The following is a 12,061-nucleotide window of genomic DNA, read 5'->3' as shown; positions in this document are numbered from 1 at the left end:
GTTCAGCGCGGCGTTGTCGCGGCTTCATACATGCGCGAGCGCGTCACAGCGATTGAACATCGGCCTGCCACACTCGTGGCGCACGCACTCACGGGTTCAACCTATGCCGCCCTCGCCCACCCGCTCCAGCCGGCAGCTTTCGACCATCGTCCATGCGTCGCCTTTCGTGATGGCGCAACGCCTGATGGACATGGCGCTGGCCACGCAACCGCCATCGGGCCGCGATCAGCGCGAATGGAACCGGATGTTCAGCGAGAAAGGCAGCGCCGCGGTGGAGGCCTGGTGGGCGATGGTCAATGCGATGTGGCTCGCGCCGATGTCGTCCAGCGCCTGGACGCTGTGGCCGAACCCGTGGCAGTACTGGACCGGACTGGCCCATGCCGGCGATCGCATCCTGGCCGAAGGGCTCAAGCCGGTGGCGCGTACCGTCTCGGCCAACCGGACGCGGCTGGCAAGGCGCGGATCTTCCAGGCGCTGACGCGCGGATTTATAGCGCCGGCTGCGATCAGGGATTGCTCCGGCATTCTTTCGCGATGGCGCTCATGACCTTGTGCTTCAGCAGCGCCATCTCGACCTGTACCTCATAGCCGTTCCAAGTGTTGTCCAGCGGCGGCAGCGATTTCAATCTGGAATCGAGTGAGTCGATGTCGCTCGCGGCAGAGGCCGCCGCCTGCGCGCATCGCCCCGAACTCAACCGTTTCGTCAGTGGCTCGGTCGCGGCGGAAATGGTGCCGAGCTGACGCTCGTAGCAGGCGCCGACAATGTTGCCGCAGCCGCCGAAGCTGCATTGCTCCCGGTCCTTCTTGGTTTCCCGCATGCATTGATCGAACTGCCTGTCCGCCTCCAGCTTGATGTCGCCGGCAAACACCGCACGGGGCAAGAGGAGGAGCAGCACGAGAAAGGTCGAAGCAGATTTCAATGTAAGAGCCTCAGGCAGCGTGGCTGGATTGAGTGAACTCGAGCATCTCACACGCCCGAGCGCGCCTCGATCGCCCGCAGCACCGCGATCATATCCTCCTGTCCGTGCCCCAGCTGCACCGTCTCGCCGAACAGTGCATGGCAGACATCGAGCAAGGGCGAAGCCACGCCGGCCGCGCGCGCCGCCTCGGCGATCAGGCGATTGTTCTTGAGCACGTCCAGCGCCGCCGCCTGCACGGTGAAATCGTCCTGGGTGAGTTTGCCGAGCTTGACCCGCGACACCTGGCTGGCCATCGGACCGGCGTCGAGCACGGCCTGCAACAGGCTCAAGTCGAGACCATGCCGCTGCGCGAAGTGCACCGATTCGGCCAGACCGGTGACCAGCGAAATCAGGAACAGATTCACCGACAACTTCATCAACAACGCCGCGGGCACCGCGCCGCAGACGAAGGATTGGCTGCACATCGGCGCCAGCAACGGCCGTACCCGCTCGACCGCCGCGCCTTCGCCGGCCAGCATCGCGACCAAGGTCCCCTGTTCGGCGGGGCCGCGCGAACCCGACACCGGCGCTTCGACGTATTCGCCACCAGCGGCGCGGATATCGGCTTCCAGCGCGCGCGAGTACTCGGCCGAGGTCGTGCCCATGTGCACCACGATGCGGCCGCGGACGCTGGCGCCGACCGCGCCGCCGGCGCGTTCCAGCACGGCGTCGATCGCCGCTTCGTCGGCCAGCATCAGGAACACCACGCTCGCCCGCCGGAACACGTCTTCGGTGCTGTCGGCGACGCGCGCACCGGCCTCGCGCAGGATCTCGATCGCCGGTTCGGAGCGATTCCAGACGATCGGCGCCAACCCGGCGCGGGCCAGATTCAAGGCCATGGGCCGGCCCATGACGCCCAGGCCGATGAAGCCGATGTCGGTATCCAAGCTGTTCTCCGATGGGGCCGCGGTCTTGCAAGCTTAATTAATGCGGGCGCCGATCAGGTTGAATATTTGTATACGCTGCGTTGCGAATAAGCCGCGGCGCTGCGAGCCGGCTGAATACGCACGTCGCGCCGAAGGATCTCCTGCGGTTAAATGGCCCGGTACAACCTGCGCCCACTTTCCAACCTGCAAGGCCTGCCCATGACCGACTCGAACGCGGTGATCGATTGGCTGCTCGGCGCCGATCCGGCGATCCGATGGCAGGCGATGCGCGATCTGCTCGACGCGCCCGAGTCGGCGTGGCAAGCCGAACGGGCCAAGGTAGAGCACGAGGGCTGGGGCGCGCGGCTGCTGTCGGCGCAGGACCCGGACGGGCAATGGGACGGCGGCGCGTTCGTACCGGCCGGTTTCGATTCGCAGCAGTGGAAACAGCACGGGCAACCGTGGACGGCGACGTGTTTTGCCTTGACCCAGTTGCGCGAATTCGGTCTGGACCCGGCCTGCGAGCGGGCGCGGCGCACGGTCGAACTGGTCGGCGCGCATTCGCGCTGGGACGAAGGCGGCCAGCCGTATTGGGCCGGCGAAGTCGAGGAATGCATCAACGGCCGTACCGTCGCCGACGGCGCTTACTTCGGCGTCGATGTCTCGGCCATCGTCGCGCGGCTGCTCGGCGAACGCCTCGACGACGGCGGCTGGAACTGCGAGCGCTGCAACGGCTCGCGCTGCTCTTCCTTCGCCCCACCCTCAATGTCCTGGAAGGCCTGCTGGAATACGAACGCGCCAGCGGCGGCAGCGCGCAGTCGCGGCAGGCTCGGCGTGCGGGCGAGGAGTATCTGCTGCGCCGTCATCTGTTCCGCCGCCTGAGCACCGGCGAGCCGGCCGACCCGCGTTTCCTGCAGTTCCTGCATCCCAACCGCTGGCGTTACGACGTGCTGCGCGCGCTAGATTACTTCCGCGACGCGGCGCTGCTTTCCGGCAGCGAGCCCGACCAACGCCTGCACGAAGCCGTCGAGCATCTGCGCGGCCGGCGTTCGCCCGACGGCACCTGGCCGCTCGACTGGAGCCCGGGCGGACGGGTCTGGTTCGACATGGACGACGGCCCGGGACGGCCGTCGCGCTGGCTGACGCTGCGCGCCTTGCGGGTGCTCAGGTGGTGGGACGGCGCCGGCGTGGCCTCGCTCGGAACCGGAAGCTGACGCCCACGTTGAACGGTCGCGGCGGCGCCGAGCGACCACGCCCCTGCTCATGCATCAGGCCCCGGCGATCAGGTCGCCGACACGATGAAGTGCCAAGCGAAATTCGCCGGCGGCGGCACGAAGCTGCGGCCGGCTTCCGCATACATGTTTCGTTTTATATCGGCACCGAAAGCAAACGAACTATTGCATACTTTCGTCTTGCGAAGGAGTTCCGTATGACGGCCAGCCGCGACACGAGCCAGCGACGTCTGCAGATCAGCGAGCTCGTACGCCAGCACGGCAGCGTGCAGGTGGCGGCGCTGGCGGCACGCTTCGGCGTGAGCATGCAGACGGTGCGCAAGGACCTGCGCTACCTCGCCGAGCGCGGCGTCATGGCGCGCGCCTACGGCGGCGCGATCGACAGCGGCGTGGTCGGCGGTGTCCAGGCCGAGCCGCAGTACGACCCCACGCGCACGGTGTTTCTCGACGAAAAGCGGCGCATCGGCCAGCGCGCCGCGGCCCTGGTCAAGGCCGGCGACACCATCGCCATCGATTCGGGCACCACCGCCGTCCAGTTGGCCGAGGCGATGCCCAACATCGATATCACCGTGGTCACGAACGACCTGCGCGTGCTGTCGGCGCTGGCGCCTAAGAACAACATCCATATCGTCATGCTGGGCGGCGAATTGCGGCGCAAGAACATGGCCTGCTACGGCGGGCTGACGGTCGATGCGCTCGGCGCGCTGCACGTGGACATGCTGTTTCTGGGCGTGGACGGTTTCGATCTGGAGCGCGGCATCACCACGCACTACGAGCCCGAGGCCACGCTCAATCGCAAGATGGTCGAGGCCGCGCGGGCGGTGGTGGCGATCGCCGACAGCTCCAAGTTCGGCAAGGTCTGCCTGCACCGCATCATCCCGGTCGGCGATCTGACTACGCTCATCACCGATACCGGGGCGCCGGAACATATCCGCCAGGCCAGTCAGCAGTTGGGGTTTGAGTTGCTGCTCGCCTGAGGTGGGGTTGCTTTCGCTTTGATTGTGGGAGGGGCTTCAGCCCCGATGCTCTTGGCTCAGATGCGGTGGATCTTCATCGACTGAGCGAAAAGCATCGGGGCTGAAACCCCTCCTGCAAAAGACGGCGCGCCCTCGATCACGCCCCCAGCAACTGCGCTTGGCCGGGCGCCCGCGCCTGCCGGCGCGAGCGCAGCCATTCGGAGAACCGCTCCATATACAGATAGATCACCGGCGTGGTGTACAGCGTCACCAGTTGCGATACCAGCAGACCGCCGACGATCGACACGCCCAGCGGCCGCCGCAGTTCGGCGCCGATGCCGTTGCCCAACGCCAGCGGCAGCGCGCCCAGCAGCGCGGCCGCGGTGGTCATCATGATCGGACGGAACCGCAGCAGGCAGGCGCGGCGGATGGCGTCGGCCGCGCTCAGGCCGGTGCGCTGCGCTTCGATGGCGAAGTCGATCATGATGATCGCGTTCTTCTTGACGATACCGATCAGCAGCACGATGCCGACGATGCCGTCCACCGACAGGCTCATGCCGCACATCATCAACGCCAGCAGCGCGCCCACGCCGGCCGGCGGCAGGGTCGAGATGATGGTGACCGGGTGGATGTAACTCTCGTACAACACGCCCAGCACGATGTAGATCACCACCACCGCCGCCAGCAGCAGCAAGATCTCATCCGACAGCGAGGCGGAGAACTCCGCCGCCTTGCCGATCAACTGGCCGCGTATCTGCGGCGGGAACTTGAGCTCGCGTTCGACCTCGGCGATGGCCTCCACCGCCTGCGACAGCGAGTAGCCCGGCGCCAGATTGAACGACAGCGTCACCGCCGGCAATTGCTGCTGATGGCTCACCACCAGCGGCGCGCTGATGACGCGGGCGCTGGCCAGCGACGCAAGCGGGATGGCGCCGCCTCCGCCGACCTGGAAGCCGACATTGCCGGTATCGCCGATGCCCGAAGGCGTGGCCGAGTTGCTCGAACTGAGCTGGCCGTACTCGCTGGCGTTGCTGCCGGTGAGCGCGCCGTTGCCGTTGCCGCGCACGGTCAGCTGGTTGAGCAACGCCTCGCTGGTGCGGAACTGCGGCCCCACTTCCATCACCACGCGGTACTGATTGAGCTGGGTGAAGATGGTCGAAATCTGGCGCTGGCCGAACGCGTCGTAGAGGGTGTCGTTGATGGTCTGCATCGGCACGCCCATGCGGCTGGCCTTGGCGCGGTCGATGGTCAGATCGAGCGCGTTGCCCTGCGCGGCCAGATTGTTGCCGACATCGGCCAGCTCCGGGCGCTGGCGCAAGCGCTCGGTCATCCGGGCGGCATACCCGGCCAGCTCGGCGGAATTCACCGCCGACATCGAATATTGGTACTCGGTGGCGGCGACGCGGCTGTCGAGGGCCAGGTCCTGCACCGGCTTGAGATACAACGCCACGCCGGGAATGTCCGCCACCGCTTGCTGCAGCCGCGGCAGCAGCGCGTCGAGTCCGTCGCGCTCGCCGCGATCCTTCAACACGATGCTCAGCTGCGCCTGGTTGAGCGTGGGATTGACCGAGCCGGCGCCGATGAACGCGGCCACGCCGGCCACGCCCTCCTGCTTGCGCAAGGCCTCGGCGACCGCGCGGGTGCGCTGCTGCATCTGCGCGAAGGCGACGTTCTGATCGGCCTGGATCACCCCGGCGATCAAACCGGTGTCCTGCTCGGGCAACAGCCCTTTGGGAATGATCGCGTACAGAACCACCGTAAGCGCCACGCTGGCGGCGGCGACCGCGATGGTCAGGCGCTGGTGGCCCAGCACCCAGTCCAGCGAGCGCTCGTACACGCCGACGATGCGCGTCCACACAGTGCGGTGGCCATCGGCGGCGTCGCGCTCGTGCGCGTCGTCGCCGTCCGGCAGCGCTTCGCGCTTGAGCAGGTAGGCGCACATCATCGGCGTCAGGGTCAGCGACACCAGCATCGAGATCGTCACCGCGATGGTCAGCACCCAGGCGAACTCGTGGAACAGGCGGCCGGTGACGCCGGGCATCAACAGCAGCGGCAGGAATACCGCCACCAGCGACACCGTCAGCGACAGCACGGTGAAGCCGATCTGCTTCGCACCGATCTCCGCCGCTTCCTTGCTGCTCTTGCCCTGCTCCATGTAACGCACGATGTTCTCGACCATGACGATCGCATCGTCGACCACGAAGCCGGTCGCCACCGTCAGCGCCATCAGCGACAGGTTGTCCAGCGACATGCCGGCGAAGGCCATGACCCCAAAAGTGCCCAGCAGCGACAACGGCACCGCCACCGACGGGATCAGCGTCGCCCACAAGCGGCGCAGGAACACGAAGATCACCCCGACCACCAGGCAGATGGTCAGCACCAGGGTGAATTCCACATCGTCCACCGAGGCGCGGATGGTCACGGTGCGGTCGGCGAATACGTCCAGGTGCACGTCGGCCGGCAGCACGCTGCGCAGCTCGGGCATGATCCGCTGGATGCGCTCCACGGTCTGCACGATGTTGGCGCCGGGCTGGCGGCGCACGTCCAGCAGCACCGCCGGCTTGCCGTCGGCCCAGGCGGCGAGTTGGTCGTTCTCGACGCCGTCGATCACCTGGGCCACGTCGGCCAGCCGCACCGGCGCGCCGTTGCGGTAGCTGATGATGGTGTTCTTGTACTCGGTCGCATCGCGCAACTGGTCGTTGGTGCCGATGCTGTAGGACTGGGTCTTACCGTTGAGCGTGCCCTTGGGCGCGTTGACGTTGGCCTGGGTGAGCGCGCTGCGGACGTCCTCCAAGGTCAAGCCCAGATTGGACAGTTGCGCCGGATTGACCTGCACCCGCACCGCCGGCCGCACGTTGCCGGCGATCGACACCAGTCCCACGCCCTGCACCTGCGAGAGTTTCTGCGCCAGGATCGAATCGGCGTAGTTGTTGATGTCGCGCAGCGGCAGGCTGTCGGAGGTCAGCTTGAGGGTGAGGATCGGCGCGTCGGCCGGATTGACCCGGTTGTACACCGGCGGATACGGCAGGTTGCCCGGCAGGATGCCCTTGGCCTGGCTGATCGCCGCCTGCACGTCCTGGGCGGCGACGTCGATGTCGCGGTCCATGTTGAACTGCAGCACGATCGTGGACAGGCCCGCGGACGAATCCGAGGTCATCATCGCCAGCCCCGAGATCTGCCCGAAGTTGCGCTCCAGCGGTGTGGTCACCAGCGCCGCCATCGTCGCTGCGCTGGCGCCGGGGTATTGCGTGGTGACGACCAGACTGGGCGCATCGATCTGCGGCAAGGCCGACACCGGCAACTGGCGATAGCCCAGAACGCCCAGCAGTATCACCGCCACTACCAGCAGCGATGTGGTGACTGGGCGACGGATGAAGAGAGTCGACAATCCCATGGCGCGGTCAGTGCGCGGCGGCGATGGGAGCGGCCGGCGCCGCCGCGACTTCGCCGGGCTTCAAGGGCTTGACCTTGCTGCCCGGCTTGAGCCGGAACTGGCCCTCGGTGACGATGCGCGCGCCCGCGGCGAGTCCGGAGGCGACCATCACATGACTCTCGCCGACCTCCCCCGCCAGCTTGACCGGCTGCATCTTCACCGTCTGGTCGGCCTGCAGCAGATAGACGTAATCGCCGTCGGGACTGCGCTGCACCGCCTGCGCCGGAATCACCAGCCCGCCGGCCACCGTGCGCAGCTTCAGCCGCACGTTGACGAACTGCCCCGGCCACAACGCGCCTTGTTCGTTGACGAACACCGAGCGCAGCTTGAAGGTGCCGGTGGCGCTGTCCACCGTATTGTCGATGACGTCCAGCGTGCCGCCCTGGGCGACGGTGTGCGCATCGACGCGGTCGAGCGCATCGACTTCCAGCGCCGCCGCGCCGCGGGCGGCGCTGCGCACCAGGTCCAGGTTCTGTTCGGGCAAGGTGAAGCTGACGTAGATCGGCCGCACCTGGGTGATGGTGACGATGTTGGTGCTGGTGGTCACCACATTGCCCGGATCGACGCCGCGAATGCCGGCGACGCCGTCGATCGGCGAGACGATGCGGGTGTAGTCCATCTGCACCTTCGCGTTCTGGATCGCGGCCTGATCCGCCGCGATCTGAGCCTCGTTCTGGCTGACCGTGTTGCGCTGGGTGTCCAGATCGATCTTGGACACGTACAGGCTGTACTTGGGATCGGAAGAACGCTGGTAATTGCTGCGCGCGGTCGCCAGCGCGGCCTGATCCTGGCGCAGCTTGGCGATAGCCTGATCGTAATTGGCCTGGGCGTTGCGCGGGTCCAGCTGCGCCAGCAGCGCGCCCTTCTTCACTTCCTGGCCTTCCTTGAAGTTGATGCTCAGCAATTGCTGGCCGCCGATCTGCGGGTTGACCGCGACGCTGTTGCGCGCCTGCACGGTGCCCTGGGCCAGCAGATACACCGGCACGTCCTGGCGCGAAACCGGCTCGACGGTGACCGGGATCGGCGTGGCCTCAGCGCCCGCCTGCGCACCGGGGCCGGCATCGGCCGAAGACGTGTGCAACACGCCCATGGTCGCCACTCCCATCACGACCACGACGGCGGCGATCAACGCGATCTTGCTGAAACGCGACATGAAACACTCCTGGCATGCATGAGGCAGGTGGCGCATCCGCCTGCGGCGGTCGGCGCGCATCTGCCGTTTATCAAGGTCCCGCTACAACGATTTGAAAACCGGCGGAAACTAGCCGTATTTGCTACGAAAACTGCGAGCGGTCACTCTTTTCGAAACGGCGCGAACATCGCCTGGGCCAGCCCCTGCGCCTTGAACGCGCGCCTGGCCGCGCGCTGCTCGCGCCGCGCCGCCTTGCGTTGTTTGCGATCGTGGTTCCACAGGTAGATGGCCGGCGTGCTCAGCAAGGTCAGCAACTGCGACACCAGCAGTCCGCCGACGATGGCGATGCCCAGCGGCTGGCGCATCTCCGCGCCCACGCCGAAGCCGATCGCCAGCGGAAACGCCGCGCCGATCGCCGCCAGCGTCGTCATCAGGATCGGACGGAACCGCACCAGCGCCGCCTCGCGCACCGCCTGCAGCGGGCTCAGGCCGCGCTCGCGCTCGGCGCTCAGGGCGAAGTCCACCATCAAGATCGCGTTCTTCTTGACGATGCCGATCAGCAGCAGCACGGCGATGATCGTCATCAACGTCACCGGCGTCTGCGTCACCAGCATCGCCAGGAACGCGCCCACCGCCGCCGCCGGCAAGGTCGATAGGATCGTCAGCGGGTGCACCAGGCTTTCGTAGAGAATGCCCAGCACGATGTACATCGCCGCCACCGCCGCCAGCAGCAGGATCAGGCCGTTGGATTGCGCCGATTCCATGCGCAGGTTGTCGCCGGTCAGATTCAGGCGGATGCCGGCCGGCACTCCGGCCTTGCTCACCGCCTGCCGGATCAAGTCGGCGCTGCGATCGGGAGTGACGCCGTCGGCGAGGTTGTAGCTGATCTTCACCGATTCGAGCTGGTTGTAATGGCTGATGCTGGCCGCGGCGATGTTCGGCTCGATCCTGGCCATCGTCGACAACGGAATCATCCGCCCAGCCGGGGAACGCACATAGGTGTTGAGCAGCGCATCGACGCTGAGCCGGCCTTCGTTGGACGAGGTCAGCACCACCCAGTACTGGTTGATATCGGAATAGATCACCGACACGGTGCGCTGGCCGAAAGCGCTGGACAGGGCCGAGTCGACATCGGCCATGCTGATGCCCAGGCGACTGGCGATGTCGCGATCGACCTTCAGCATCTGCTGCTTGCCCACCGCCTCGTAGCTGCTGCCGACGTCGCGGAATTCCTTCATCGCGCGCAGCTGTTGCACGACCTTCAGCGCCCACGGCTGCATGTCGCCGCTCAGGCCGTTGACCAGCTGGAACGAGAACAGGCCGCCGCCGCTGCCCTTGCCTTCGTCGCCGCCCAGCAATTGCAGAGGGCTGATCACCACCGAGATCCCGGACAGTTTTTCGTAGCGGCGGTTGAGACGCTCGATCACCTGGCGCAGGCTTTCGCGGCGCTCGCCGGGCCCAGCGCCCAGCGGCTTGAGATCGACGAACATGTTGCCGCCGCTGCCGACCGCGCCGCCGCCGCTGTCGGAACCCAGAATCGTGGTGACATCCGCAATGGCCGGATCGGCCTGCATGATCGCGATCAGTTCTTCCGCGCGATCGGCCAGCAAGGTCGGCGAGATGTTGGTGTCGGCGCGGAAGGTGGCCTGCAGCATGCCGGTGTCTTCCTCCGGCATGAACGCGCCGCCGGCGGTTTCCACCACCGCCAGGGCCAGGCCGACCGTCGTCACCAGCAGCAGCAACGGCTGCCAGCGCATCAGCCGGCGGTGGCGCAGGGCCCAGTCCAGCGAACGCTCGTACACGCCGTGCAGCCATCGGTCGAAGCGCTCCACGCGCGATTCCAGCTTCGACACCCGCGCAGGCTCATGCGGCTGCACCGTGAGATAACGCGCGCACAGCGCCGGGGTCAGGGTCAGCGCGACGATCGCGGAGATGATCACCGCCGCGGCCAGGGTCATGGAGAACTCGCGCAGTAGCACCACCAGTTCGTTATTGCCCAGCAGCAGCGGCAGAAACACCGCCAGCAGGGACAGAGTGATCGAGACGATGGTGAAGCCGATTTCGCCGATCGCGGTCATCGCCGCGCGCAGCGGCGGCTGGCCCAGTTCCATGTAGCGCACGATGTTCTCGATCACCACGATGGCGTCGTCCACGACGAAGCCGATGCACAGCACCAGCGCCACCAGCGACAAGGTGTTGAGCGAATAGCCCAGCGCCCACATGGCGATGAAGGCGCCGGCCAGCGACAGCGGAATGCTGAGCATGGCGATCAGGGTGGGCCGCAGCCGGCGCAGGAATACCAGCATCACCGCGGCCACCATGGCGATGCTCAGCAGCAGGGTGATCTCGACCTCGTGCAGGCCCGAGCGCACCGTGCCGGTCAGATCGAACATCGGCACCACCTGCACGTTCGCCGGCAAGGCCTGCACCAGCGCCGGCAAGCGCTCGCGAATCTGCGCCACGGTGCTGACCGCGTTGGCCTGCGGGCGCTTGCCGATCTGGATCGTCACCGCCCGCTGCGAGCCGAACCACGCCGCCTGATAGCGGTCCTGCTGGCCGCTGGCGACGGTGGCGACATCGCCCAGGCGCACCGCCGCGCCGTTGCGCATCGCGATCAGCAGATCGGCGAATTCCTTCGGATCGTGCAAGGCGCCGTTGGCGCTGACTGTCATCTGAGTGCGGCCGTCGCTGAGGATGCCTTGCGGCGAGGTGACGTTGGCGGCGATCAGGGCGTTGCTGACATCGTTGGCGGTGATGCCCTTGGCCGCCAGCGAGACCGTATCGAGTTCCACCCGCACCGCATGCGGCGCGCCGCCGGTCACCTGCACCTGGGCCACGCCGGGAATCTGCGCGATCGCCGGCTTCAGCAAGGTGTCGGCCAGATCGTAGAGTTTGTCCGGCGGCTGCCCGTCGGAGGTCAGCGCCACCATCAGGATCGGGATCGCGTCGGTGTTGGCCTTGAAATACTGCGGCGGCGCCGGCATGCCCGCGGGCAGATCCGGCGCGGCATCGTTGATCGCCGCCTGCACGTCGCGCGCGGCCTTGTCGGCGCTGCGGCCGAAATTGAACGACAACTGGATCTGCGCCGCGCCTTCGCCGATCTGCGACTCCATCGACTGCAGTCCGGCGATCCGCCCCAGCCGCCGCTCCAGCGGCGCGGCCACCGTGGTCGCCATGGTCTGCGCGCTGGCGCCGGGCATCTGCGCCATCACCACCACGCCGGGGAATTCCAGCGACGGCAACGCCGCCACGCCGAGCAGCAGATAAGCCCACAGTCCCGCCAGCACCAGACCGATGCCCAGGAGCGACAAGCCGACGGGACGGCGAATCAGCGGAGCGAAAATATTCATGCAACGATCGAAACCTGGTTGGCGTCGTGGATCGCCCGGCCGCCGCGCGCGGAGCCGGCGCGCCGATGCGCCGGCCCCGCGCGATCGGCGCGGCGAAAGAAGCCAGTGAGCGCCGCACGGCGCGACGCGTCACT

At 67.0% G+C, this 12,061-nt stretch carries 9 protein-coding genes; 4 read left to right on the top strand and 5 right to left on the bottom strand.

Annotation, left to right across the window (positions count from 1 at the left end; all coding sequences use genetic code 11):
• Positions 1 to 103 precede the first annotated feature (103 nt).
• Positions 104 to 478: a hypothetical protein gene (locus LG3211_RS11235; protein ID WP_057942924.1), complete on the top strand. Its 375-nt coding sequence runs from the start codon at positions 104 to 106 to the stop codon at positions 476 to 478.
• Positions 479 to 505: 27 nt separating this feature from the next.
• On the opposite strand, the gene LG3211_RS11230 is transcribed toward LG3211_RS11235, so the two are convergent.
• Together LG3211_RS11230 and LG3211_RS11225 are read right to left on the bottom strand one after the other, a co-directional pair.
• Positions 506 to 919, bottom strand: coding sequence for a hypothetical protein (locus tag LG3211_RS11230; protein ID WP_148648853.1), 414 nt, complete (start codon positions 917 to 919; stop codon positions 506 to 508).
• Positions 920 to 966: 47 nt separating this feature from the next.
• Positions 967 to 1,845 (bottom strand): NAD(P)-dependent oxidoreductase, encoded by an 879-nt coding sequence (locus LG3211_RS11225; protein ID WP_237049868.1) that lies wholly within the window; start codon positions 1,843 to 1,845, stop codon positions 967 to 969.
• Positions 1,846 to 2,043: 198 nt separating this feature from the next.
• Between LG3211_RS11225 and LG3211_RS11220 the strand changes: the two genes are divergently transcribed.
• The 3 genes from LG3211_RS11220 (at position 2,044) to LG3211_RS11215 (ending at position 4,033) form a co-directional block, all read left to right on the top strand.
• The gene (locus tag LG3211_RS11220) at positions 2,044 to 2,706 is read left to right on the top strand and encodes a hypothetical protein (RefSeq protein ID WP_222837605.1); all 663 of its coding nucleotides are present in this window, start codon (positions 2,044 to 2,046) and stop codon (positions 2,704 to 2,706) included.
• Between the two features lie 65 nt (positions 2,707 to 2,771).
• Entirely contained in the window at positions 2,772 to 3,038 is a 267-nt protein-coding gene (locus LG3211_RS26790) for a hypothetical protein (RefSeq protein ID WP_222837604.1), read from the top strand.
• Positions 3,039 to 3,253: 215 nt separating this feature from the next.
• A complete protein-coding gene (locus LG3211_RS11215; protein ID WP_057942922.1) occupies positions 3,254 to 4,033 on the top strand; it encodes a DeoR/GlpR family DNA-binding transcription regulator in 780 nt (259 codons plus the stop codon).
• 136 nt (positions 4,034 to 4,169) lie between these two features.
• Here LG3211_RS11215 and LG3211_RS11210 read toward each other — a convergent pair whose 3' ends face one another.
• From LG3211_RS11210 to LG3211_RS11200, 3 genes are all read right to left on the bottom strand, one after another.
• A complete protein-coding gene (locus LG3211_RS11210; protein ID WP_057942921.1) occupies positions 4,170 to 7,406 on the bottom strand; it encodes an efflux RND transporter permease subunit in 3,237 nt (1,078 codons plus the stop codon).
• Positions 7,407 to 7,413: 7 nt separating this feature from the next.
• Positions 7,414 to 8,598 carry an efflux RND transporter periplasmic adaptor subunit gene (locus LG3211_RS11205; protein ID WP_057942920.1) on the bottom strand — a complete coding sequence of 395 codons (1,185 nt, stop codon included), beginning with the start codon at positions 8,596 to 8,598 and terminating at the stop codon, positions 7,414 to 7,416.
• 140 nt (positions 8,599 to 8,738) lie between these two features.
• Entirely contained in the window at positions 8,739 to 11,927 is a 3,189-nt protein-coding gene (locus tag LG3211_RS11200; RefSeq protein WP_057942919.1) for an efflux RND transporter permease subunit, read from the bottom strand.
• Positions 11,928 to 12,061: the final 134 nt, after the last annotated feature.

The organism is Lysobacter gummosus (assembly GCF_001442805.1).
Taxonomy (GTDB): Bacteria; Pseudomonadota; Gammaproteobacteria; order Xanthomonadales; family Xanthomonadaceae; genus Lysobacter; species Lysobacter gummosus.
This window is presented reverse-complemented; position numbering and strand designations above follow the sequence as displayed.

Excerpts from the sequence above, each read along its gene's own strand:
- LG3211_RS11235 (WP_057942924.1), top strand. The coding sequence starts at position 104 with ATGCCGCCCTCGCCCACCCGCTCCAGCCGGCAGCTTTCGACCATCGTC.
- LG3211_RS11220 (WP_222837605.1), top strand. The coding sequence starts at position 2,044 with ATGACCGACTCGAACGCGGTGATCGATTGGCTGCTCGGCGCCGATCCG.
- LG3211_RS11215 (WP_057942922.1), top strand. The coding sequence starts at position 3,254 with ATGACGGCCAGCCGCGACACGAGCCAGCGACGTCTGCAGATCAGCGAG.
- LG3211_RS11210 (WP_057942921.1), bottom strand. The coding sequence starts at position 7,406 with ATGGGATTGTCGACTCTCTTCATCCGTCGCCCAGTCACCACATCGCTG.
- LG3211_RS11205 (WP_057942920.1), bottom strand. The coding sequence starts at position 8,598 with ATGTCGCGTTTCAGCAAGATCGCGTTGATCGCCGCCGTCGTGGTCGTG.
- LG3211_RS11200 (WP_057942919.1), bottom strand. The coding sequence starts at position 11,927 with ATGAATATTTTCGCTCCGCTGATTCGCCGTCCCGTCGGCTTGTCGCTC.